This window comes from Mesorhizobium sp. W016 (assembly GCF_054719485.1).
Genome location: NZ_JBTTIF010000002.1, coordinates 1,279,409 through 1,303,540, shown reverse-complemented (window position 1 = coordinate 1,303,540; position 24,132 = coordinate 1,279,409). Strand labels below are relative to the sequence as shown.

22 protein-coding genes are annotated in these 24,132 nt (G+C 62.9%); 5 read left to right on the top strand and 17 right to left on the bottom strand.

Translation table 11 applies throughout. The features are described from left to right. Positions 1-30: 30 nt before the first annotated feature. The 4 genes from bglA to ACYG9V_RS06825 all read right to left on the bottom strand — a co-directional run bounded on the left by bglA (position 31) and on the right by ACYG9V_RS06825 (position 5,461). The gene (gene bglA / locus ACYG9V_RS06840; RefSeq protein ID WP_352763926.1) at positions 31-1,695 is read right to left on the bottom strand and encodes a beta-galactosidase BglA; all 1,665 of its coding nucleotides are present in this window, start codon (positions 1,693-1,695) and stop codon (positions 31-33) included. Between the two features lie 5 nt (positions 1,696-1,700). Next, the gene (locus tag ACYG9V_RS06835; RefSeq protein ID WP_352763924.1) at positions 1,701-2,855 is read right to left on the bottom strand and encodes a carbohydrate ABC transporter permease; all 1,155 of its coding nucleotides are present in this window, start codon (positions 2,853-2,855) and stop codon (positions 1,701-1,703) included. Position 2,856: 1 nt separating this feature from the next. Continuing rightward, positions 2,857-3,870: a carbohydrate ABC transporter permease gene (locus ACYG9V_RS06830; RefSeq protein ID WP_023668891.1), complete on the bottom strand. Its 1,014-nt coding sequence runs from the start codon at positions 3,868-3,870 to the stop codon at positions 2,857-2,859. A 235-nt stretch (positions 3,871-4,105) separates the two neighbouring features. Beyond that, complete coding sequence (locus ACYG9V_RS06825; protein WP_352763921.1) at positions 4,106-5,461, bottom strand: ABC transporter substrate-binding protein; 1,356 nt, start codon at positions 5,459-5,461, stop codon at positions 4,106-4,108. Between the two features lie 364 nt (positions 5,462-5,825). Between ACYG9V_RS06825 and ACYG9V_RS06820 the strand changes: the two genes are divergently transcribed. After that, positions 5,826-6,848: a substrate-binding domain-containing protein gene (locus tag ACYG9V_RS06820; protein ID WP_352763918.1), complete on the top strand. Its 1,023-nt coding sequence runs from the start codon at positions 5,826-5,828 to the stop codon at positions 6,846-6,848. 166 nt (positions 6,849-7,014) lie between these two features. Continuing rightward, positions 7,015-8,361 (top strand): NAD(P)/FAD-dependent oxidoreductase, encoded by a 1,347-nt coding sequence (locus tag ACYG9V_RS06815; protein ID WP_352763915.1) that lies wholly within the window; start codon positions 7,015-7,017, stop codon positions 8,359-8,361. Between the two features lie 26 nt (positions 8,362-8,387). Here the strand turns inward: ACYG9V_RS06815 and ACYG9V_RS06810 are convergent, their stop codons facing one another. The 9 genes from ACYG9V_RS06810 to ACYG9V_RS06770 all read right to left on the bottom strand — a co-directional run bounded on the left by ACYG9V_RS06810 (position 8,388) and on the right by ACYG9V_RS06770 (position 19,422). Continuing rightward, positions 8,388-9,800 carry a S8 family serine peptidase gene (locus ACYG9V_RS06810; RefSeq protein WP_352763912.1) on the bottom strand — a complete coding sequence of 471 codons (1,413 nt, stop codon included), beginning with the start codon at positions 9,798-9,800 and terminating at the stop codon, positions 8,388-8,390. Then, positions 9,790-10,458, bottom strand: a complete 669-nt coding sequence (locus tag ACYG9V_RS06805; protein ID WP_352764029.1) for an anti-sigma factor — start codon at positions 10,456-10,458, stop codon at positions 9,790-9,792. Before ACYG9V_RS06805 ends, ACYG9V_RS06810 begins: the two co-directional genes overlap by 11 nt. A gap of 14 nt (positions 10,459-10,472) precedes the next feature. Then, positions 10,473-11,039: a sigma-70 family RNA polymerase sigma factor gene (locus tag ACYG9V_RS06800; RefSeq protein ID WP_023683483.1), complete on the bottom strand. Its 567-nt coding sequence runs from the start codon at positions 11,037-11,039 to the stop codon at positions 10,473-10,475. Between the two features lie 287 nt (positions 11,040-11,326). Beyond that, complete coding sequence (locus ACYG9V_RS06795) at positions 11,327-12,166, bottom strand: alkaline phosphatase family protein (RefSeq protein WP_352763910.1); 840 nt, start codon at positions 12,164-12,166, stop codon at positions 11,327-11,329. Positions 12,167-12,230: 64 nt separating this feature from the next. Continuing rightward, complete coding sequence (locus ACYG9V_RS06790) at positions 12,231-13,886, bottom strand: ABC transporter ATP-binding protein (protein ID WP_023695964.1); 1,656 nt, start codon at positions 13,884-13,886, stop codon at positions 12,231-12,233. Further along, positions 13,886-14,710, bottom strand: coding sequence for an ABC transporter permease (locus ACYG9V_RS06785; protein WP_023671389.1), 825 nt, complete (start codon positions 14,708-14,710; stop codon positions 13,886-13,888). The genes ACYG9V_RS06790 and ACYG9V_RS06785 overlap by 1 nt, the downstream gene beginning before the upstream one ends. A 9-nt stretch (positions 14,711-14,719) precedes the next feature. Further along, on the bottom strand, positions 14,720-15,679 hold the full coding sequence (locus ACYG9V_RS06780; RefSeq protein WP_023671388.1) for an ABC transporter permease: 960 nt from the start codon (positions 15,677-15,679) through the stop codon (positions 14,720-14,722). A gap of 16 nt (positions 15,680-15,695) precedes the next feature. After that, positions 15,696-17,282 (bottom strand): ABC transporter substrate-binding protein, encoded by a 1,587-nt coding sequence (locus ACYG9V_RS06775; protein WP_352763907.1) that lies wholly within the window; start codon positions 17,280-17,282, stop codon positions 15,696-15,698. 154 nt (positions 17,283-17,436) lie between these two features. Then, entirely contained in the window at positions 17,437-19,422 is a 1,986-nt protein-coding gene (locus tag ACYG9V_RS06770) for a CocE/NonD family hydrolase (RefSeq protein WP_352763904.1), read from the bottom strand. Positions 19,423-19,604: 182 nt separating this feature from the next. Here ACYG9V_RS06770 and ACYG9V_RS06765 point away from each other — a divergent pair, with 182 nt between their 5' ends. After that, complete coding sequence (locus ACYG9V_RS06765) at positions 19,605-19,859, top strand: BrnT family toxin (protein WP_023671385.1); 255 nt, start codon at positions 19,605-19,607, stop codon at positions 19,857-19,859. Further along, on the top strand, positions 19,846-20,157 hold the full coding sequence (locus tag ACYG9V_RS06760) for a BrnA antitoxin family protein (RefSeq protein WP_023671384.1): 312 nt from the start codon (positions 19,846-19,848) through the stop codon (positions 20,155-20,157). Before ACYG9V_RS06765 ends, ACYG9V_RS06760 begins: the two co-directional genes overlap by 14 nt. A 10-nt stretch (positions 20,158-20,167) precedes the next feature. Here the strand turns inward: ACYG9V_RS06760 and ACYG9V_RS06755 are convergent, their stop codons facing one another. From ACYG9V_RS06755 to puuE, 4 genes are read right to left on the bottom strand one after another with little or no spacing between them, the layout of a single operon-like run. Beyond that, positions 20,168-20,761, bottom strand: a complete 594-nt coding sequence (locus tag ACYG9V_RS06755; RefSeq protein ID WP_023671383.1) for a nucleoside deaminase — start codon at positions 20,759-20,761, stop codon at positions 20,168-20,170. A 3-nt stretch (positions 20,762-20,764) separates the two neighbouring features. Beyond that, positions 20,765-21,265 carry an ureidoglycolate lyase gene (locus tag ACYG9V_RS06750; protein ID WP_023671382.1) on the bottom strand — a complete coding sequence of 167 codons (501 nt, stop codon included), beginning with the start codon at positions 21,263-21,265 and terminating at the stop codon, positions 20,765-20,767. Next, positions 21,262-22,119 (bottom strand): bifunctional allantoicase/(S)-ureidoglycine aminohydrolase, encoded by an 858-nt coding sequence (locus ACYG9V_RS06745; protein ID WP_460221927.1) that lies wholly within the window; start codon positions 22,117-22,119, stop codon positions 21,262-21,264. The genes ACYG9V_RS06750 and ACYG9V_RS06745 overlap by 4 nt, the downstream gene beginning before the upstream one ends. Before the next feature lie 32 nt (positions 22,120-22,151). Next, the gene (gene puuE / locus ACYG9V_RS06740; RefSeq protein WP_352627384.1) at positions 22,152-23,570 is read right to left on the bottom strand and encodes an allantoinase PuuE; all 1,419 of its coding nucleotides are present in this window, start codon (positions 23,568-23,570) and stop codon (positions 22,152-22,154) included. A 184-nt stretch (positions 23,571-23,754) separates the two neighbouring features. Between puuE and uraH the strand changes: the two genes are divergently transcribed. After that, positions 23,755-24,129 (top strand): hydroxyisourate hydrolase, encoded by a 375-nt coding sequence (gene uraH, locus ACYG9V_RS06735; RefSeq protein WP_023694734.1) that lies wholly within the window; start codon positions 23,755-23,757, stop codon positions 24,127-24,129. The last annotated feature ends 3 nt before the right edge of the window (positions 24,130-24,132 follow it).

The window sequence follows — 24,132 nt, the reverse complement described above, 5'->3', positions numbered from 1 at the left end:
TTCCTCAAAAAATCCAGTTTCGTCAAAAACTCAGTCGATGCGCCCGAACCAGGCGCCGTAGCCGCCGAGGCGGATGGAACCTGTGCCGGATTGTCCCGAAAAACCGTGCCCGGCCAATGGCAGCAGCGCCTGACCACCGAGATCGACCTCGGCCGGCTTGCTGGCCAGATTGAAGACGCAGACGATCTGCTCATTGCCCTCACGGCGGGTGAAGGCGACGGTGTCGCCCTCGCTTTCGATGAACTCGATGTCGCCTTTGGCCAGGGCCGGATGCTGGCGGCGGAAACCGAGAAAGCGCCGGTAGTGCTCGAGCAGCGAGGCCGCGTCGCCCTGCTGAACATTGACCGCTTGCGACAAATGCTTGCCCGGCACTGGCAGCCAGGGCTTGGCCGTCGAAAAGCCGGCATTGCTGGCGGTTGCATCCCACACCATCGGCGTGCGGCAGCCGTCGCGGCCCTTGAATTCGGGCCAGAAGCGAATGCCGTAGGGGTCCTGCAGATCCTCGAACTGCAACTCGGCTTCGCCCAGCCCAAGCTCCTCTCCCTGATAGAGGCAGACCGAACCGCGCAGCGACATCAGCAGCGCCGAGATAACCTTCAGATAGGCGGCCGGGTCGGCCTCGTCGGCGGCCCAGCGCGAGGCCGGACGCATCACGTCGTGGTTGGAAAAGGCCCAGCACGACCAGCCGTCGCTGGCGACCTTGCCGAAGGCTTCCAGCACCTGGCGCACCTTGGCGGCGCTGATCTTTTCCGGCGCCAGGAAATCGAAGGAATAGCACATGTGGACGCGTTTGCCGCCGGCGGTGTAGGCGGCGACCACTTCCAGCCCACGCTGCGAATCGCCGACTTCGCCGACCGCGGCGGCCGCCGGATATTCGTCGAGCAGCGCCCGGAACCGTTCGAGGAAGGCAAGGTTTTCCGGCCGGCTCTTGTCGTAGATATGGTCCTGGTAGTTGTAGGGATTAACCGCAGGTGCTGTCTGGTCATTGCGCTCTTCGGGCGGCAGCGGCGGATTGTTCTCCAGCCCCTGGCTGTGGAAGTAGAAATTGATGGTGTCGAGGCGGAAGCCGTCGACGCCGCGCTCCAGCCAGAAGCGGGTGACGTCGAGCAGCGCGTCCTGGACTTGCAGATTGTGGAAGTTGAGGTCGGGCTGCTCGGACAGGAAATTGTGCAGATAATATTGCTGGCGGCTGGTGTCCCACTGCCAGGCCGAGCCGCCGAAGATCGACAGCCAGTTGTTGGGCGGCGTGCCGTCGGGCCTGGCATCGGCCCAGACATACCAGTCGGCCTTGGGATTGCTACGGCTGCCGCGGCTCTCCTTGAACCATGGATGGTTGTCGGCGGTGTGCGACAGCACCTCGTCGATCATCACCTTGAGGCTGAGGTGATGGGCTTCCGCAACCAGCGCGTCGAAATCGGCGAGCGTCCCGAACATCGGGTCGACGTCGCAATAGTCCGAGACGTCATAGCCGAAATCCTTCATCGGCGACTTGAAGAAGGGCGAAATCCAGATGGCGTCGACGCCGAGCGAGGCGATGTAGGGCAGCCTGCGGATGATGCCCTTGAGGTCGCCGATGCCGTCGCCATTGGAGTCCTGATAGGAGCGCGGATAGATCTGGTAGATCACCGCGCCCCGCCACCAGTCGCGATCGACGGCGAGATCGGGCTTCGAGGTCGCCTTCAAAGCGGCTTGCATAAGTCTCAACCTCCTTTGACCGAGCCGGCCAGCAGCCCGCGGACGAAATAGCGCTGCAGCGAGAAGAACACGATCAGCGGCACGATAATGGTGACGAAGGCCGATGTCGTCAGGATTTCCCAGTCGCCGCCGCGCGAGCCGAGCAGCGCGTTGAGCTTCGCGGTCAGCACGATCTGGTCCCCTTCGGTACCGAGGAAAACCATTGCCACCAACAAATCGTTCCACACCCACAGGAACTGGAAGATTGCAAAGGACGCCAGCACCGGGAAGGACAGCGGCAGCACGATCTTGACGAAGATTTCGAAATCGCTGGCGCCGTCTATGCGCGCCGATTCCATGATCTCGCGCGGCAGGCCGGCAATATAGCTGCGCAGGAGATAGATGGCGAAGGGCAGGCCGAAGCCGGTATGCGCCAGCCAGATGCCGAGATAGGTTTTCGACGGCACACCGAAGAAGATGCCGACGCCGTTGTAGATCTTCAAAAGCGGGATCAAGGACATCTGCAGCGGCACGACCAGCAGGCCGATGATTGTGGCGATCAGCAAGGCGCGGCCGGGAAAACGCATCCACGCCAATGCATAGGCGGCGAAGGCGGCGATCAGGATCGGGATGACCGTCGCCGGGATGGTGACGGTCAGCGAGTTTATGAACGAGCGGCCGATGCCCTCCGAAAACAGCACGGTCTTGTAATTGTCGGTGGTGAATTTCGGTGGCGCCGACGAGGCGTAATAGACGCGCTGGCCACGGTCGCCTTCGAAAGCCTTGGGGGACCTCATGACGAACGTTCCGTCGGCATTGAGCTGCAAGGTCACGCCGTCGCCGAGATCGGCAGTGGTGCCGGCCGGATATTGCGTCGGTGCCGCCGACTTGACGCCGAAGGCGCTGATGTTGCGCGCAGCACCGTCGCCGAAGATATTGCCGGCAAGCACGAACTTGCCGTCCTTCTCGACCTGCGCCGAGGCCGGCGGCAGGCGGCCGGCTTCAGTCTGGCTGGAGTTGGAGAACGAGTTCCACCAGCCCGAGGCGATGATCTGGTCCTTGTCGCGCAGCGACGAGACCAGGATGCCGAGCGTCGGCACGGTCCAGATGGCGACGAAGACGAGCACGGCGATGTGGACGCCGAAGCGGCTGGCAAAGGACTTCCCGGTCGCGACGGCCATCTCAATGTCCTCCCGTCTCTTTGTTCGCCTGGCGGATGTTCCAGACCATGATCGGGATGACCGCGATCATGATGATGATGGCGATGGTGGCGCCGCGGCCGAAATCGCCGCCGCCGCGGAACATCCAGTCGAACATCAGATTGGCCAGCACCTGGCTGTTCCATTGGCCGTTGGTCATGGTCAACACGATGTCGAACACTTTCAGCACCAGGATGGTGATCGTCGTCCAGACCACGGCGATGGTGCCCCAGATCTGCGGCACCATGATCTTCCAGAAGATCTGGAACGGATTGGCGCCGTCGATGACCGCGGCTTCAAGCGTCTCTTCGGGGATGCCGCGCAACGCCGAAGACAGGATGACCATGGCAAAGCCGGTCTGGATCCAGATCAGGATGATCATCAGGAAGAAATTGTTCCAGAACGGCAGCGATATCCAGACCTGCGGCTGGCCGCCGAAATACTGGATGATGGCGTTGAGCAGGCCGATCTGCGTCTGGCCCTCGCCGCGATATTCGTAGATGAATTTCCAGATCACGCTGGCGCCGACGAAGGAGATCGCCAGCGGCAGGAAGATCAGGCTCTTGGCGATTGTGCCCCACCAGATCTTGTCCGTGAGCACGGCGATTATCAACCCTAGAAAGGTGCAGGCGGCGGGCACCACCGCCAGCCAGATGATGTTATTCAGGATCGAGTTGCGGAACTCGCGGTCGCCGAACGCCCATTCATAGTTGGCGAAGCCGACAAAATGCTGGCCGCCGCGGTCGAGGAAGGACAGCCAGAGCGTCGCCACCACCGGATAGATCAGGTAGACGGTGAGGATGATCATCGCCGGGCCGACGAACAGCCACGGACGGACCAGTCCTTGCCGGCGCAGATTGTCGATGGCCGCAGCCCCGGCCACGCCGCGCGACGGGAATATCAGGTCGACCAGCTTGTTGGCGCCCCAGAAATAGGCGACGCAGCCGCCGACGCCGATGATGATGACAAAAATGGCCGATAAGATCTGAGCAGCCATGGGTCCCTCTTCCCTGCGCATGATCGGCCGGGCCTTGAACAGCCCTGGCGATGTGGCTCTGCGCCGATTTAAGTTATTCTGAAACGAACGAACGCAAATCGGTCCGGCGTAAGGCGCCGGTCGGATCCGGGCCATAGCGGCCCGGACCCAGTCTGTGGAGGAAGTCCTGAATTTGCCGCCAAAGCGGCTGATTACTTGGCAGTGGTTACTTGCCAGCTGACTGCTTGCCAGCTGACTACTTGATAGCGTCCCAGCTCTTCTGGATGTCGGTGGCGACATCCTGCGCCGACTTGCCGCCGACCAGATCGATCATGCCGGTCCAGAAGGCGCCGGCGCCGATCTTGCCCGGCATCAGGTCCGAACCGTCGAAGCGGAAGGTCGAGGCATTGGCGAGGATATCGCCCTGCTTCTTCAGCGCGTCGCTGGCATAGGCATCCTTGTTGACCGACTTGAGCGGCGTGACGAAGCCGCCCTCGGCCATCCAGATTTCATGTGCCAGCGGCATTTTCAGGAATTCGATGAACGCGCGTGCACCCTTCGAATCCTTGGTGATCATGGCCAGCGTGCCGGCGCCGAGCACAGGCGTGCCCAGCTCGGGCTTGGATGCATAGGGCGGGAAGTAGAAGAAGTCGGCGTCCTGTCCAACCTTTGTGCCTTCCGGGAAGAAGGTCGGGATGAACGATGCCTGATGGTGCAGGTAGCATTTCGGCGGCACCGAGAAGAGGCCCTTCGGGCTGTCGCGGAAGTCGGTCGCGGCAACCGCCTTGGCCCCACCGTCGACCATCTTGTCGTCGGTCGCGATCTTGCCGAAAATGTCGATGGCGTTGACCACCGCCGGATCGTTGAACGGGATCTCGTTCTTTACCCACTTGTCATACACGTCGGGTGTCTGGGTGCGCAGCATGATGTCTTCGACCCAGTCGGTCGCCGGCCAGCCGGTAGCGCCGCCTGAGCCGAGGCCGATGCACCACGGCGTGCCGCCGTCGGCGATGATCTTCTTCTCGAGGTCGGCGAGCTCTTCCTGGGTCTTGGGAACCTTGTAGCCGGCTTCCTCGAAATTGTCGGGCGAATACCAGACCAGCGATTTCACGTCGGCCTTGTAGGGGAAGGCGAAGAAGCCCGGCTTGCCGTCCTTGTCCTTGAACGTGCCGAGATCGACCCATGACTGGCCGGCGCCGTAATTGTCCTTGACCCATTTGGCGGTGTCGTCGCCGAGCGGCGTCAGCAACCCCTTGGAGGCCAGGTCCTGGATCAGTCCCGGCTGCGGCAACACGGCGATGTTGGGCGGGCTGCCGGCCTGGGTATCGATGACGATCTGCTGTTCGTAATTCTCCGACGAGGAGTATTTGATCTCGGCGCCGGTGGCTTCCTGGAAATATTCGAGAACCGTGCGGATGAGGCCTTCGTCCTCGCCGCGCCAGGGCCCGAAGATGGTCAGCGTCTCGCCCTTGAGATCGACCTTCTTCAGCTCTTCGTAGTTGGCCCAGTTGAAGCGCTTGTCTTCGCCCGGCTTGAATTTCAACTCGGCTTGCGCCGGCAGGGTCAAGGCGAGCGTGGCAAAAGCTGCGCCAAGCAAAAGCATCTTCTTCATCGGTATTCCTCCCAGTGGTCACATACACAAGGACGGAACCTCCATTCCGTCCGCCGACGCTGCAGGACTGTGACTCACTCGGAAAGGAACCGCAACCTTTCGAAAGAGTCTTCCAAAGCGCTTTGGTCTTTTTGATCTCGCCATTGAATCGACTGGAAGTCAAGAGGGCGGTGGACTAATCGATTTAAATTCGGGCTGCAACACTTGATAAAGTGCACTGCAGCATAGTTTTTTGGCGGTGCAGCAGCTTATTATGCTTCAAACTGGCCGGACCAGTGCGTATGGTCCCATGGTTCGGCAGCGCCCTTCATGGCGCCCGTGCGGATCCAAAATTAAAAGCGCTTTGAGGCTTGGAGGCCTCCCAGTGAACCTGAAGCAGCTCTCCCATATGCTGGCTCTGTCGCAGACAACGGTCAGCCGTGCGCTGAACGGCTATCCGGAGGTCAACGAGGAAACCCGCCGGCGCGTGGTGGATGCCGCCAAGCGCCACGGCTACCGGCCCAACCCGAGCGCGCGCCGGCTGGCGACCGGCAAGACCGGCATGATCGGCTATGTCCTGCCGACCGGCGCCTCGGTCGATATCGATCCGCATTTCGTCGAATTCCTCTCTGGCCTCGGCGACTATGCCCGTTCGCACGAACTCGACCTCGTTCTGTCGCCGGCCGACGCCGACGACCAGGAAACCACCTATCGCCGCATCGTCGCCAACCGCCAGGTCGACGCCGTCTACATCTCCTCGCCGCGCCCGGTCGACCGGCGGGTGGCGCTGGTCAACACGCTGGGCATTCCCTTCATCGTCCATGGCCGCAGCGACGGCTTCGACTTCGACTACCCGTTCACCGACATCGACAATGAGGGCGGCTTCCACGACGCCGCCCGGCTGCTGGTTCAGCTCGGCCACCGCCGGCTGGCGCTGATCAATGGCGACGACCGCGAGACCTTCGCCATCCACCGCGAGCGCGGCATGCGCAGGGCGCTGGCCGCGAGCGGCCTGACGCTCGGCGAGCGCCATGTCTGTTCACTCACCATGACCGAGGAGAACGGCTACCGCGCCGCCAGGCGCCTGCTCGAACAGAGCGAGCGGCCGACGGCGATCGCCTGCTCCAGCCTGATCATGTCGCTCGGCGTCGTGCGCGCGGTGCGCGACCTTGGCCTGACCATTCCCGGCGACCTGTCGTTGATTGCCCATGACGACGTCTTTCCATGGCTGAAGCCGGAGAATTTTTCCGTGCCGCTGTCGACGACGCGCTCGTCGATCCGCCTCGCCGGCGCCCGCATCGCCGAACGCCTGGCAGCGCGCATTTCCGGCTTGGAAGAAGGGGCGCGGGGCGAGGTCTGGCCTGTCGACCTGGTGGTGAGAGGCTCGGTCGCCGGCGCGCCGGTTTAGGGATTAATCCAATTGCTCCGCTGGGCAAGTTCACCCATGTGGATGTTGCCCGCAGATAGATTGACTTCGTTGGGACAACGGTCTGCCTGGACCTGTCCTTGATTTGGCTTCGAGTGGGTGGCAACCAGTAAGCCAGAGCCATCAACCAGTCCTCAGGGTGCGCCACTTGCCCACATTCCCGTTCTCCGAAACGGATCCAATCCGGCATCATGGCCCGCCGCCGAAAGCGTCGGAGGTGGTCATTGCCGGTGGCGGCATCATCGGCGTAACGACAGCGCTTTTCCTGGCAGAGCGGAATATCCCGGTGACGCTGCTGGAAAAGGGACGCATTGCGGCCGAACAGTCGTCCCGAAACTGGGGCTGGATCCGGAAGCAGGGACGCGACGCCGACGAGTTGCCCATCGTCATCGAGGCTATTCGCCTGTGGCGGCAACTGGCTGAGGAATGCGGCGAGGACATCGGCCTGACCCAGACAGGTGTGACCTACCTCGCGAACACCGACAAGGACATGGCCGGCTTCGAAGCGTTCATGAAGATCGCTGCGACGCATGCGCTCGACACCCGTCTCCTGGATGCAGACGAAACCGCGGCACTCATCAAAGGCATGTCGCGCAAATTCAAGGGCGCGATGACGACGCCCTCCGACATGCGGGCGGAGCCTTGGCTGGCGGTGCCCGCACTTGCCCGGCTCGCCGCGCGAAAAGGCGTCAAAATCGTCGAGAATTGCGCAGCGCGAACCCTCGAAATCTCAGGCGGCAAGGTCAAGGGCGTGTGGACCGAGACGGGGTATATCGAGGCCTCCAGCGTGCTGGTCGCGGGAGGTGCCTGGTCATCCTTGTTCCTGAGAAGACACGGCGTCTCCATCCCCCAGCTCAGCGTCAGGGTAACCGCAGCCGCAACGGACCCCTTGGCTGAAATCTATGCAGGTGCGGCGACTGACGAACACATCGCTTTCAGGCGCCGGCAGGATGGCGGGTATACGCTCGCCGCGGGCGGCAGCCATCTGCATTACCTGGGACCTGACGCCTTCCGGCACGCCACCAAATATCTTCCTGCGCTGAGGGACAATCCGCTGGGGACACGCTACTTTCCGTTCGCGCCGTCAGGTTACCCCGATGCCTGGTCGACGCCGCGCGATTGGGCGCCGGATTCGCACAGCCCTTTCGAGAGAATGCGGGTGCTCGACCCGGCCCCTGAACCGGCCCGTCTGCGTTCGATAGAACGCAAGTTCAAGCACCTCTTTCCGCAGTTCGAGAGGGTTCGCCTGAAGGCAGGCTGGGGTGGCATGATCGACGCCATGCCCGACGTCGTCCCCGTCGTGGATCATGTGCAGGCCGTCGGCGGTCTTTTCGTCGCGACTGGAATGAGCGGTCACGGCTTCGGTATCGGGCCTGGCATAGGCCGGGTCGTTGCCGACATGATCCAGGGAAACCAGACCGGGCACGACCTCAGCCGCTTCCGGCTGTCGCGCTTCCATGATGGCAGCCCTGTCCGGCTGGGTCCGGCGCTCTGAATTGGGTGGCGCGAAATTCGCCCGGTTTACCTGTTCGCCGCCGCCTTCGTATCCAGCAGCCCATAACCGAAATCATTGTCCCGTCCCTTCGGACCGAGATCCCTGGCGGTGGCGGCCAGCGCCTTTTCGATATCGTCGGCCGAGCGCTCGGGTGAGGCGTGGATCAGGTTGGCGATTGCGCCGGACACGATCGCGGCGGCAAATGAGGTGCCGGTGACGACGTCAGAGCCGGCGCCGCTCGGCGCCACCATCTCGACGCCGGGCGCCGAGATGAAGACATAAGCGCCGCGATTGGCCTGCTGCATCAGCCCGTCCTTGGCGTCGGTGGCGGTGACCGCGATCACGCCGTCATAGGCGGCGGGGTAGCCATAGGGCGCTTTCGGCCCGTTGTTGCCGGCAGCAGCGACCAGGATGATGCCGAGCCCGCGGGCGTTGCGGCAAGCGGTGGCGAGCAGGTCGTTCTTGGGGCCGACGAAACTCATATTGATGATGCTGACATTCTGGTCCGCCGCCCAGTCGAGCGCCGACAGGATGACGTCCATGGTCGACTTGCCGTCCTCGAAGGCGCGGGCGTGGTAGATCCTGGCGCCGGGCGCCATGCCTTCGAGCGCGCCGACGCCGGCGATCAGCCCGTCGACCGAGGTACCGTGGTCACGCTTTTCGACCGGCACGTTGGGCATGGCGTCGAACTGATCGGCAATGACGCCGGAAAGCGCCGGATTGGTGTCGTCTATGCCGGTGTCGATGACGGCGATGCGCACGTTTTCGCCACTGGCTTGCTTGTTGTCGAGCTGAATGCGCTCGAAGGCATAGTTGACGATGCCGGCCGCCTGCTGCAGCGAATAGATATGGTTTGGCTCGCGCCGCAGGGTGCGGCCGTCGGCGGCCAGCTGCGTCAGCACGGCGCCGACCGGGCGGCCGTCGGGAATGCCGAAGCGCACCAGCGTGGTGCCGAGCAGCCGCGACTGGCGCTGCGAGCGCACTTCAAGGCCGAAGGAGGCGGCGATCTGCTGGACGGCGCCGGCATCGCCGTCGACGGTCACCAGAACCTCGTCGGGCACGAACTCGCCGGCGATGGCCCGGCGCGGCGCAGTCGCGACAAGATCGGTCGGCGAAACGATCGCCCCGCCGACGGGTGGCCCGGCCTGCGTGTCGGCAGGCGGCGCTGACGGCCGTGGCGTCGGCACGGGCGCTACGGGAGCCGGTGGGTTGGGAAACAGGTCGACGATCAGGGCCGGAAGGGTAACTGCGCCTGGTTCGCCGCCGACCTTGGCCTCATTGCCGTCTTTCGGGCAGTCGGCAGCCGCCGCTCCGGCCGCGTCGGTGCAGTCGGCCCGGCCGGCATTGGGATCATTGGTCTGCGCCGACGCCGGCACGGCGACGATTGTCGTCGCCGCCACCAGGATCGCCGCAAATCGAAGGACCGCCCTAGCTGCCATCAACCGGTTTCCTTCCCTCGATCACAGTCTCCGCGAACGGCTGGGCGGCAATAAGGCCGACGAGCCTGGTGTAGTCTGCTCCGGTCTTGACCGGGATGGCAATGCGGAAGAGGCCCGAGGCGGCCGGCCCGCCGGCGATCTTCAGCGCGTTCTGGTCGAGGAAGACAGCGATGTCGGACATCTTCGCATCCGGCTTGAACTTGACCAGCGCGAACGGCAGTTTCGCCAGCTCATCCTCGGCGCCGGCAATCTCGAAATCATGGCTCTTGCCGCCGGTCTGCACGTAGGACTGCACCACGACCAACGCCAGCAGCACCGCCGCTGCCGCCCAGGCGACACCGACCGGCACCGCCATGAAACGGCCGAGTGCCTGCGCCAGCCAGGAACGGCCCGCGGGAGCGCGGACCGGTCCGGCTTCGGCGTCGAGCGCCCTGGCAAAGCGGCTGAGCGCATCGGCCGGTGGCCGGATCGCCTCGTTGGCGGCGGTGGCGCCGGAGAATTCCGCCTCAGCCTCGCCAAGCGCCGCCGTCGCCGCCGGATCGCTCGCCAGCCATTCCTCGACGGCTTCGAGGTCCGAGCCTTCCAGCGAGCCGTTCAGGTAGAACGGCAGCAGCGTTTCCATTTCGTCACGGCGCGACATTTTTTCAGCGGCGCTCATGTCTTCAGGATTGCTCATGGCCACCCCCTGTCGTAACCGGCGGCCTTGAGGGCTTCGCCGAGTTTCTTGCGGGCGTAGAACATTCGGGTCTTGACGGTGGCGACCGGGATGCCGAGCACCTCGCCGATCTCCGTCACCGACTGTCCATGGTAATAGGCAAGGTCGATCACCGAGCGGTGTTCCTCCGGCAAGGCATCGACGAAGCGCCGCAAAGCGGCGCCCTTGTCTTCCTTCATGGTGGCGACTTCCGGCGTGTCGGCGCCGTCGGGAACCTGCGCCGCATCATCGTCATCGATCCAGTCTTCTTTTTTCTTGCGAAGCATCGACAGCGCCTTGAACCGGGCGATGCCGAGCAGCCATGTCGAGACTTCCGAGCGCCCTTCGAAACCGGGCGCCTGGCGCCACAGCTCGAGAAAGACCTCGTTTGCGATATCGTCGGCCATCATTTCCGATCCCGTCTGGCGCACCACGAAGCGGTAGACCCGCGCGTGGTGACGCATGAACAGCAGCCGAACAGCGGCACGGTCGCCCTTCGCGACCCGGTCGACAAGCGCGCGATCAGTCTCGGTCGCTGCCGTCATGGCCGGTCGAGCCGCCTGGCTCCTGTCTGCTCTGTCGCCGATAGGTTCAAAAAGGTTCATCCTTCCGCCAAGGAATTTTGGCGAAGCTAACCGAAGAGAGGGAGTGTTGCCAGAGCGTCTCCCTTCTCCCCGTCACTATACGGGGAGAAGGTGCCGGCAGGCGGATGAGGGGCGGCGCCGGCGTTGGGGTATTTATTTTGATGTTAGCGCTGCCCCTCACCCTTACCCTCTCCCCGTATAGTGACGGGGAGAGGGGGTAGCGAACGGCGGCTCAGCGACGACCTCCGTCACCCCAAAAACGGCTTAGCCTTCATGGTCTCCGGCACCGGCACACCCAGCCGCTTCAGCACCGTCGGCGCCAGTTGCAGTTGATCAAGCAGCGTGTCCGGATCCGGCCCTTTGCCGGCTCCGAAATAATACAGCGCGAAATCCTGCATTTCATCGTCACGGCCGCCATGATGGCCGCGGTCTGTCTGGCCGTGGTCGGCGGTTACGATCACCTCGTAACCGGCCTGCCGCCAGCCCGGCAGGAAGGCTGCCAGCATGCCGTCCATCGCATAGCAGGCATGGTCCATTTCGTGGCAGTCATGGCCGAAGCGATGGCCCATCGAATCCAGAGTGCAGGTGTGCAGGATACCGTAGTCGATGGCATGGCGTCGGGTCAGCATGGTCAGCGTCGCAAACAAATCGACATCGCTCGGCGTCATCTGGTTGCGGGCATTGTAGCCGGTCATGGTGTGGAAGCGGCCATGCGCGATCGGTCCGTTGGGCTCGTCATACTCCATGTCCTCGACCAGATCGAACGGATAGGAACGAAAGAATTCCGACCAGTAGGAATGCGTCACCGCGCCGGTCTTGCCGCCGGCCTTGCTGACCTCGGAGAAAATATCCGGCTTGTTGACGAGAAAACGGTTCTCGTTGGATAGGATGCCGTGCTCCTGCGGCGAAACCCCGGTGTGGATCGAGGCATAGCAGCAGGCCGAGGTCGACGGCAGCACCGAGCGCATCTTCCACACCTGCGCCTCGCCCGACTGCACCCAGCCCTCGAGATTGCCCATCAGCCGGCGCCAGTTCCGGTAGGGCACGCCATCGAGAATGATGAGCAGCAGTCTGGTCTTGAGCGCCATGGGCGGCTCCGGAAAGCTTTTGTCGTTGAAAGAAGTTTTCGCGACAAAGGCCGCGAATTCCCTACTAATTCCCCGCGCTCGCCATGCGCCGTCCCTTGATCGCCTTTTCCAGCCAGCCGATCTCCATCTCGGGAACGGACGACAGCAGCAGGTCGGTATAGGCGTCGAAGGGCGGCGTCAGCACCTTGCTCTTGGCGCCGTAGCGCACCACCTCGCCGCGATACATCACCGCGATCGAATCGGCGATCGACTTCACCGTCGCCAGATCGTGGGTGATGAAGAGGTAGGCGACCTTCTCGTGCTGCTGCAGGTTGAGCAGCAGCTTGAGAATGCCGTTGGCCACCAGCGGGTCGAGCGCCGATGTCACCTCGTCGCAGATGATCAGCTTGGGCTTGGCGGCGAGCGAGCGGGCGATACAGACGCGCTGTTTCTGGCCTCCGGAGAGTTCGGCCGGATAACGATCGAGAAAGCCCTTGCCCATCTCGATCTCGTCGAGCAGTTCGGCGACGCGCTTGTCGCGCTCGCGACCGCGTATGCCGAAGTAGAATTCCAGCGGCCGGCCGATGATGGTGCCGACGGTCTGGCGCGGGTTCATCGCCACGTCGGCCATCTGGTAGATCATCTGCAATTGCCGCAGATCCTCCTTCGGCCGGTCGGCAAGCCTGTTGGCGAGCGGCCTGCCGTCGAAGGTGACGGTGCCTTCTTCCGGCGGCAACAGCCCGGTGATGGCGCGCGCCAGCGTCGACTTGCCGGAGCCGGATTCACCGACGACGGCCAGCGTCTGTCCCGGATAGATGTCGACCGAGACGTTCTTCAGCACCTTGACGTGGCTGCCGCCGTAAGCGGCGGTGACGTTCTTGACCGACAGGAACGGCGCGGCGCCGGGCTTCTGCTCGGCATGCTCGATCTCATGCACCGAGACCAGCGCATTGGTGTATTCCTGGCGCGGCTCCTTGATGATCTGGCGGGTGCCGCCCCATTCGACCAACCTGCCATGGCGCAGCACCATGATCTCGTCCGAGACCTGGGCGACGACGGCAAGATCGTGGGTGATGTAGAGCGCCGCGACATGGGTGTCGCGGATGGCGTCCTTGATCGCCGCCAGCACGTCGATCTGCGTCGTCACGTCGAGCGCCGTGGTCGGCTCGTCGAAGACGATCAGGTCGGGTTCCGAACACAGCGCCATCGCCGTCATCACGCGCTGCAACTGGCCGCCGGAGACCTGGTGCGGGAAGCGTTCGCCGATGGTTTCGGGGTTCGGCAGGCTGAGCTTCTTGAACAACGCCACGGCACGTTTCTCTGCCTCGGCGCGTGTCGCCGTGCCGTGCAGCAGCGTTGCTTCCACCACCTGGTCCATCAGCTTGTGCGCCGGATTGAAGGCGGCGGCCGCCGACTGCGCGACATAGCAGACCTCGCGGCCGCGCAATTTGCGGAAACCTTCCTTGCCGCCCTTGAGAATATCGCGGCCGTTGAGCAGCACCTCTCCGCCGGTGATGCGCACGCCGCCACGGCCATAGCCCATCGACGACAGGCCGATGGTCGACTTGCCGGCGCCGGACTCGCCGATCAGGCCGAGCACCTTGCCCTTTTCCAGCGTCAGCGAGACATCGTGGACCAAAACGATGTTCTTCGGCGCCTCGCCGGGCGGAAACACTGTCGCTTCGATGCGCAGATTGCGGATATCGAGCAGCAGGCCGGGCTTTGCTTTTGTGTCAGCCATCACCCGCGTCCTCCCTTCAGGCTTGTCGTGCGGTTGAGCACCCAATCGGCGACCAGATTGACCGAAATCGCCAGTGCTGCGATCGCCGCGGCGGGAATGAGTGCCGCCCCGATACCGAAGACGATGCCGTCCTTGTTCTCCTTGACCATGCCGCCCCAGTCGGCATCCGGCGGTTGCACGCCAAGCCCGAGAAAGGAGAGCGTCGACAAGAACAGCACCGCGTAGATGAAGCGCAGACCAAGTTCCGAGACCAGCGGCGAAAGCGCGTTGGGCAGGATCTCGCGGAAGATGATCCAGCCGCTGCCTTCGCCCCGCAGCTTGGCGGCCTCGACATAATCCATGACGTTGATGTCGACGGCCACCGCGCGCGACAGCCTGTAGACGCGGGTCGAGTCGAGGACGCCCATCACCAGGATCAGCGTCACCAGGTTGGTCGGCAGCACCGAAAGCACGACGAGCGCCATGATCAAGGTCGGGATCGACATCAGCAGATCGACAAGGCGCGACAGCAGCGTGTCGAACCAGCCGCCGAACACCGCCGCCGAAAAGCCGAGGATGGCGCCGAGCGAGAATGACAGCGCGGTGGCCAGCACCGCAATGAACAGCGTGATGCGAGCGCCGTAGATCATGCGCGACAGAAGATCGCGACCGAGATTGTCGGTGCCCAGCAAATGTGCCGCCGTCATCGGTTCCCAGACGTCGCCGACGATTTCGGCATTGCCGTACGGTGCGATCAACGGTGCGAAAACTGCCGCCAACACGAACATAGCCGTCAGCACGATGCCGATCAGCGCGGGGATGGGGATGCGTTTGATGTCGAGCATGCCCGCCGCCTATTTCGGATGTCTGAGGCGCGGATTGGCGACAATCGCCCCGATGTCCGCAATGATGTTCAGGCTGATATAAACGGCGGCGAAGACCAGGCCGACCGCCTGCACCACCGGCACGTCGCGCTTGGTGACGTGGTCGACCAGATATTGTCCCATGCCGGGATAGACGAAGATCACCTCGACCACGACGACGCCGACGATGAGGTAGGCGAGGTTGAGCATGACGACGTTGATGATCGGCGCTATGGCATTGGGGAAAGCATGCTTGCGGATGACGTTGAAGGCCGACAGGCCTTTCAGTTCTGCCGTCTCGACATAGGCCGACTGCATGACGTTGAGGATGGCCGCGCGGGTCATGCGCATCATATGCGCCAGCACAACCAGCGTCAGCGCGGTGGCCGGCAACGCGATCGCCTGCATGCGCTCACCGAACGGCATGCCGTCATAGACCGTGGAAATGGCCGGGAACCATTGATACTTCACGGCAAAGAAATAGACGAGCACATAGCCGATGAAGAATTCCGGGAAAGATGTCGAGGCGAGCGCCAGGCCGGAGATCAGCTTGTCGACCCAGCCATTGCGGTAACGCACGGCGATCAGGCCGAGGATGATGGCCAGCGGCACGGCCACGATCGCAGCCCAGAAGGCGAGGAACAGCGTGTTCCACAGCCGCCCCTTGATCGACGTGGCAATATCCTGGCCGCTCGACATCGCCGTGCCAAGATCGCCGGTGAGCACACCGCCTAGCCAATGGAAATACCTGATGTAAGCCGGCTGATTCAGGCCGAGCTGCTCGCGCAGATTGGCGAGTGATTCCGGCGTCGCCGACTGTCCGAGAATGGCTTGCGCGACGTCGCCGGGCAGGATCTGGGTGCCGGCGAAGATCAGGACCGAAACGGCCAGCAAGAGGACGATGCCCAGCGCAACGCGCTGGGCCACAAGTTTCACGACGGGTGAGGACATATCCGCAAAGCCGGGCTCAGGCTTCGAGCCAGCACTTCGCCAGCGCGTAGCCGTTCATCAGCTCCTGATGCGGATCGTCTACCCAGCCGCCGACCTTGGCGCCTGTCGCATCGATGAACTGATTGAACATCGGCAGGATCAGGCCGCCCTCGTCGCGCACCAGCACGGCCATGTCGTGGTACATCTGCTTGCGCTTGGTCTCGTCGAGTTCGGCGCGTGCGGCCAGCACCAGCTTGTCGAAGTCCGGACGCTTGAAACGGGTGTCGTTCCAGTCGGCGGTCGACAGATAGGCGGTCGAGTACATCTGGTCCTGGGTCGATCGGCCGCCCCAATAGGAGGCGCAGAAGGGCTGCTTGTTCCAGACCTCGTTCCAGTACCCGTCGCCGGGCTCGCGCTTGAGCTCGATCTTGATGCCGGCCTTGGCCGCGCTCTGCTGGAAGAGCTGCGAGGCGTCGACCGCGCCCGGGAAGGCGACGTCGGAGGTGCGCAGCAGCACGGTGCCGTCATGGCCCGACTTCTTGTAGTGGAACTTGGCCTTGTCGGGATCATATTTGCGCTGCTCGATCTCGGAAAACAGCGGATAGGACGAATTGATCGGGAAGTCGTTGCCGAGCGAGCCGTAGCCGCGCAGCACCTTGTTCAGCATCTCCTCACGGTCGATCGCGAGCTTCAGCGCCATGCGCAGGTCGCTGTTGTCGAAGGGCGCGGTGTTGCAATGCATGATGAAGACGTAGTGGCCGGGGCCGGCATGGTTGCGGATGGTGACGCCCGGTACGCGCTTGATCAGGTCGACGATCTTCGGCTCGACGCGGTTGATCATGTTGACCTGGCCGCCCTGCAGGGCCGCCGTGCGCGCGGTCGCGTCGTTGATGACGATGATCTCGATCTGGTCGGCATGGCCCATCTTGTCGGCCTGCCAGTAATTGGCGAAGCGCTCGCCGCCATGGCGCACGCCGGGCTCGTTGGTGGCGACCTTGTAGGGTCCTGCCGAGATGCCGGCATCCGCCTTGTCCTTGCCGCCGTTGGGCTGGACGATGAGGTGGTAGTCGCTGAGGAGATAGGGAAGGTCGGCGTTGGCCTCCTTCAGCGTCAGGACGACTTCCTTGCCATTGGCCTTGATGCTGTCGATGCCTTTCATGTAGCCCAGCGCGCCGGACTTCGATTTTTCATCGGAATGGCGCTCGAGGGTTGCCGCCACATCCTCAGCGGTCACCGTCTTGCCGTTGTGGAATTCGACGCCGTCGCGGATTTTCAGCGTCCACACCTTGGCGTCGTCCGACGAGCCGATCTCTTCGGCGATGCGGTTCTCGAGTTTGCCTTCCGGGGACAGCTCGACGATCAGCTCGCCCCACATCTTGCCAAAAGCGAACGGCACTTGCGTCATGAACAAAGCCGGGTCCAGGCTGTTCGTGGATTCGCCGCCGACGAGGCCGGCCTTCAGCGTGCCGCCCTTGACCGGGCCTTCCGCGCGAGCCGCACTGGAAAGCAGCATATTGGCGAAGGGCGCTGTGACGCCGAGTGCTGCGGCGCGGCCGAGGAAATCACGACGGCTCAGCTTGCCGGACGCAACGCGCCGGCTCAGATATTCGAGTTCGTTGGACATTTGAGTTCCTCACTCTGTTGGTTCGACCTTATGGTCGTTTTTTGCTTGTTGTTACCAAAGGGATATTGACCGGAAGGCAAAGCGGTAAGCAAGACGGAATGCGACATGCCGTGGCGTAAATCGTGCGTCGCAACTGGACCAGTCGGGTGGACGCTCAGAGCAGGTCGCGCGGGATCGTCTCTTCGAAATCGCCTTCGAAAACCCGCGTTTCGCCCTCATAGGCTTCGATTCTGGCGCTGACGATGAAGTTTTGCGCATCGCAGCGCATTTCAGCCGACGTCTCGGTGCGCACCGACCATCCGTTTCGCGACAAGGTCTGCGTCCAGTGCGTGCGGCCCGAGGCAGACAGCGGGTCGTCGGGGTGGATCGTCCAGCTCTCGCGGGCAATGCTGCCATTGGCCAGTCCATGCGCGAGATCGCGCACTTCTCCGAAATCATCCGTGATCGACAGCGTGACGATGCCGGTCTTCTCATCGCGATCGACGTGACGCTCGGAATTCGCTGCACGAACTGTCTCGGTTGCCCAGGGTGTTGCGCCTTCGGGAGACTGGAACGAGGTCTCGTCGCTTTTTGCGAGCGGGCGCAGCGGCAGCCTCAGCGTCGCCGCTGAAAGGTCGAGCCGCACCGGCTCCGGCGACGGCCAGATCATCGGCCAGTAAGCGTTGGAAACAGCGATGCGCAGGCGGTGTCCGGCCGGCACGCGGTAGGCGCACTGGTCGAGAATAACGCGCGCCGAAACCGTTTCGCCCGGCACCAGCGCTTGCGGCTGTTCGTGCGAAGCGCGATGCGTCAGGTTGAGCACGCCGTAGGAGATCAGTTCCGAGGCGCCGTCGGGGTGCACGTCGCACAGTCGGACCGCGATGTTCGCCTGCGGGCGATCGGACGACACCCGGATGAGAAGCTCCGGCGCGCCGACGATGTCGAGTGTCTCGGCAAGCACAGGCTGATCGAAGCAGACGGACAGCGCATCGTCCGGGCGTTGGTCGCCCGGAAGTTCCGGGCCAAAGGTGAAAGGAAAATATTCGCCGCCGGCGAGCCCGCAGCTTTGCGGGGTCGCCACGATCGCCGGCCTGACGCCGTCAGCAATGAGTTCGATCGCCCTGACCTTGATGTTGGGAGACGGCCATTCCTGTTCGGCCACCCAACGGCCCGGCCGCTCCGGGTGCCAGCGCGCCGGCCGCACACTGTCCATGACATAGGCGCGGTAGTCCGGGTCGGCCTCGACGCCGGTGTCGACGCCCTTCAACCAGCTGTCCCACCAGCGCAACGCCTCCTGCAGGAAGCCGATGGCGGGTTTGGGTTCGGCATAATGCGGATATTTGTGGATCCATGGCCCGACAATGCCCTTCACCGGCGCCTGGATGTTGGTGACCAGGTGCGAGATCGTGTTGCGATAACCGTCATGCCAGCCGCCGATCGACAGCACGGCAGCTTTGACGGCGGAGAAATCCTCGCAGATCGAACCGCGTTTCCAATAGGCGTCGCGATGCTGATGGCTGAGCCAGAGCGGCAGAAGGAAAGACTGGTTCTCCAGCCGCGTCAGCCAGAGGTCGCGCCAGCGATTGTCGCCCGCAAGCAGCGGATCCGGCGGTCGCGACGAATAGGACAACATGGTCGAGGCCCAGCCGAAATTTTCCGTCAAAAGGCAGCCGCCCTTGTAGTGGATGTCGTCGGCGTAGCGGTCGACGGTCGAGCACAGGCTGATCACCGCCTTCAGCGCCGGCGGCTGCTTGGCCGCCACCTGCAGGCAGTTGAAGCCACCCCAGGAAATGCCCATCATGCCGACACTGCCGTTGCACCAGGGCTGTGCTGCCGCCCAGGCAATCACATCGCAGGCGTCCTGCAATTCCTGCTCGGAATATTCGTCGTCCATCAGACCTTCGGAATCGCCATTGCCGCGCATGTCGACGCGGATCGAGGCGTAGCCGTGGCCGGCGAAATAGGGATGCGTCAGCTGATCGCGAAAGATGGTGCCGTCGCGCTTGCGGTAGGGCAGGTGCTCGAGGATCGCCGGCACCGGATCGCTGCTGGCGTCCTCCGGCATCCAAACCCGCGCCGACAGCCGGCAACCATCCGGCATGACGATGCCCATATCGGGGAATTCGATGACCTTGCGGGGAAATTCGGTGATGGTTTTCATGCGATGCTCCAGGATGTCAGTGACGCATGAAGCGGGCATGTCATGAAGTCAAACGGGCGACGGCCGGTGTCGCCGCGACGACGCCACGATATGTAGCCCGATTGTTTTGCCCTGATGTTGCAGGATTATAATTAATGTATTACATTTATTAACTGAACCCAACGTGATGAGGATGGTTTCGCCTGAGAATCGTTTGGGATGAGCCAAAGCGCGTGACGAACCTGGACAGCCGGGGTCTCGATTTTGCCGAACTCGATATTGAGTTTTTTGCGACTTCAACCGTCCTTCCAGCCAAGGCCGACCGGTTCAAGGCGATTGGCGAATTCGGAGAGATCATCCTGGCCGTGATTTTCAAGCCGCTTGGTTCGGAGGCGATTTCGGTGATCTCGATGCGCCGTGCCAGCCGAAAGGAAAGGTCAGTATATGAACAATCCTAAATCGCGTGTTCGACCGCTTACCGATGCGGAGGAAGTGGAAATTCAAAGACAAATTGTTGATGATCCCGACGATGCGGAGACGACAGACGAACAGTTGGCGCAAGCCAGGCCTTTCGCGGAAGTGTTTCCAGAACTTTTCGAGAGCATAAGGCGTGCTCGTGGCCGGCCAGCCGTGGAGAAGCCTAAGCAAGTCGTGTCCATCCGTCTGGATCAGGATGTCATCAGTAAATTCAAGGCGACCGGCAAGGGCTGGCAGGCCAGGATCAACGAGGTGCTGAAAAACGCGAAGGTAGGCTAGGCAATCCGCGTCAGTTCAGCGGAATGTCGTTTTCGGACTTGCGCGCCTGATAAGCGCCGGACAGTTCGTCGTAGCGGGTGGAAATATTGCCGATCCTTGCCTCAAGCCGGCCGCGCTCGGCCTCGGGCAGCGCCCGCACCAGCCTGCGAATGGAAAAACTCTTCCAATAAGCGTTCTCGGCATTGTAACCGCCGGGATCAAGAGTGAAGACCTCTTTCAGGATTTTCAGATCGTGCGGGATCGCAAAGCTGTCGCGTGAATCCTCGTGGCTGAAGAGGTAGTAGAAATTGTCGAAGCCGGTCCAGGTGATCGCCGACAGGCAGAGCGAGCAGGGCTCATGCGTGGCGATGAAGATGGCGTCCTTGGTGTCGACGCGCTCGGCTTTCGGCATTTCATAGAAACGCTTCAGGCAGTGCACCTCGCCATGCCAGAGCGGATTTTCCATCTCGTTGTTGGTTTCGGCCAGCACCAGCGAGCGGTCGCCCTTCCGCAGGATGGCGGCGCCGAACAGCTTGTTCCCATGGGCCACGCCCTCTGCCGTTTTCGGCACGATGTCGTGCTCGATGACATCGAGCAGGCGGTCGATCAGCGATATGTCGGTCATTTCTCAGGTCTCGTTGGGGAGATGGATTTCGTAGGGGTGCGAGAAATGGAACTCTTCGAGGTTGGAGCCGTCACCGCCGCGGTCGACGATGACGAAATCCTGCGCTTCACCGAGTGGTGTCAGCACGCCGTGCCAGAGATTGCGCGGATAGTTGACGCCTTGCCCCGGTGCGGTGATGAAGGCATGCGGCTCGCGCGGACCGTCCTTGCCGTCATGGCAGACGACGACCAGGAAAGGTCGCGGTGACAGCGGGATGAACGCCTGGCTGCCTAAGGGATGGCGCTCGACCATGGTCAGCTTCAGCGGCAGGTCGTAAGGAGTGCCGCGCGCCATCGAGATCAGCACGCGGGCATTCGGTCCCGCGGCTTCAGCGGTGGCGAGATTCTGGTAGCGCTCGGTCTTGCCGCCATTGATCGGGTAGTGATTGCCGCCGCCCATGTCGATGACATCGCCGAAGCCGGCAAAGCTTTCGCGGGTCAGCGGCCGCGCTGTGATGCGGGTCACCGCGCGCGACCGCCAATGGCCGCGCCGCCAAGCTTGGCGTGCCGGTTGACGTCCTTGTAAAGGAGATAACGGAACTTGCCGGGGCCGCCTGCGTAGCAGGCCTGCGGGCAGAAGGCGCGCAGCCACATGAAGTCGCCGGCCTCGACCTCGACCCAGTCCTGGTTGAGGCGGTAGACCGCCTTGCCTTCCAAGACATAGAGCCCGTGCTCCATGACATGCGTCTCGGCAAACGGGATGACGGCGCCGGGCTCGAGTGTGACGATGGTGACATGCATGTCGTGGCGAATGTCGGCTGGATCGACGAAACGGGTCGTCGCCCAGCGACCCTCGGTGCCGGGCATCGGCGTCGGCGCCATTTGCTGGTCACTGCTGAACAAGACTTCCGGCGCGTCGATGCCGTCGACGGCCTCATAGGCCTTCCTGATCCAGTGGAAGCGTACGGCGTCGCGACCTTCGTTGCGCACCGTCCAGCCGCTGTCCGGCGGCAGGAAGGCAAAACCGCCGGCTTGCAGCACGTGCTTCTTGCCGGCCAGCGAAACGGTCAACTCGCCCTCAACCACGAACAGCACGCCCTCGGCGCCGGCGTCCGGCTCGGGCCGGTCGCTGCCGCCGCCGGGCAGGACCTCGACGATGTACTGCGAAAATGTCTCGGCGAAACCCGAAAGCGGCCTGGCGATGATCCAGGCCCTGGTCTCGTCCCAGAACGGCAGTGGGCTGGTGACGATGTCCTGCATCACTCCCTTCGGTATGACGGCATAGGCCTCGGTGAAGACGGCGCGGCCGGTCAAAAGCTCAGTTTGGCCGGGATGGCCGCCATGCGGTGCATAATAGGTTTTCTGGTCAGTCTTGATCATATCCATTGGGTCCTGACCCCTCAGTCATTTCATTAGAGCGGGAGCATGTCTTTCAGGCGGAGCAGCGCGATGCGCTCGACCTGTTTGCAGGCGGTATCGAGTTCTACGCCACGGCTGTTGCCGATGCGCGCCTCGAACTCGGCGAGGATCTCCTCCTTGGTCTTGCCCCGCACCGCGATGATGAAGGGAAAGCCGAAGGTGGTGACGTAAGCGGCGTTGAGCTTGGAAAACAGCTCGCGCTCCTTGTCGGTCAGCGCGTCGAGGCCGGCGGAGGCCTGCTCGCGTGTGGATTCCGCAGTGAGGCGTCTCGCTTCGGCCAGTTTGCCAGCGAGATCGGGATGGGCGTTGAGGACACCGATCCGCTCGGTTTCGCTGGCGGCGCGGAAGACGCGGCAGAGCGCATTGTGCAGGCCGCCGGCGCTGTCATGCGCCGGCCCAAGCTCCAGCTCATAGGCACGTTCGGCGATCCAGGGCGAATGTTCGAACACGCCGCCGAAAGTGTCGACGAAGGTCTCGAACGCCATCTTCGACGGCTTGAGCGCCGCCGGCTGGTAGGGGTGGTTCTCCTGCCAGTGCCTGGCGATATCGATGCGCCGTGCCAGCCAGACCTTGTCGTGCGATCTGACATAGTCGACGAAGCGCTTCAGCGCCGCCACCCGCCCGGGACGTCCGACGAGGCGGCAATGCAGGCCGATATTCATCATCCGCGGCCGGCCCGCTTTGCCCTCGGCATAGAGCGTGTCGAAACTGTCCTTCAAATAGGCGAAGAACTGGTCGCCGGAATTGAATCCCTGCGGCGTGGCGAAACGCATGTCGTTGGCATCGAGCGTGTAGGGGATGACGAGTTGCGCGCCGCCGCCGTGCTCGAACCAGTAGGGCAGTTCGTCGTCATAAGTGTCCGACACATAGTCGAAGCCGCCCTCTTCGGCCACCAACCGCACCGTATTGACCGAGGTGCGGCCGGTGTACCAGCCGGTCGGCCGTTGGCCTGTCACCTCGTAGTGCAGCTTGATCGCCGCTTCGAGGTCGCGGCGCTCGTCCTCGGCGCTGTGGTCGCGGTAGTCGATCCATTTCAGCCCGTGCGAGGCCATTTCCCAGCCGGCCTCCTGCATCGCCGCCACCTGGTCGGGCGACCGGGCTAATGCTGAGGCGACCCCGTAGCAGGTCACCGGCACTTGCGCCTCGCTGAACAGGCGCAGCAGCCGCCAGAAGCCTGCCCGCGCGCCATATTCGTAGATCGATTCCATGTTCCAGTGGCGCTGGCCGACCCAGGGCGCGGCGCCGACGATTTCCGACAGAAAGGCTTCCGAGGCCTTGTCGCCGTGCAGCACGCAGTTCTCGCCGCCTTCCTCGTAGTTGACGACGAATTGGACGGCCACATGCGCACCGCCCGGCCATTTCGGATCCGGCGGATTGGCTCCGTAGCCGCGCATGTCTCTAGAGTAACGCATTGCCCCTCCCCGCCGGACGCTGCCGGAAGTTATGATCAGGATAGTCGAAAGGGTTGCTCGCGCATTCCCCCGAAATTTTTGAAAGTGTTTTTGTGCCACTCCGCTCGACCGGGACTTATGCATCGCCTTTAATTGGCGCACAATTCACTGCTTTGTTCGGCTGTATCGGAAATGGGAGGCGCCAGTGGCAGAAACGTCGAAAGCCGATGGCGGACGTCTGACGACGCATGTGCTCGACACCGCGACCGGCAAGCCGGCGGCGGGCCTGTCGATCGCGCTTTATCATCTTGAGAGCGACGCGCGGATACATTTGAAGACCGTCGTCACAAATGCCGACGGCCGCTGCGATGCGCCGCTGCTGGCAGGAGCGGAATTCCGCCTTGGAGAATACGAACTGGTGTTCGCCGCCGGTGACTATCTACGCGGCCAGGGCACCAAACTGCCGGAACCGGCCTTCCTCGACAGTGTGCCGATCCGCTTCGGCATGGCGGAATCCGTGCATTATCACGTGCCGTTGCTTATCTCTCCTTATGGCTACTCGACCTACAGGGGGAGCTGACGC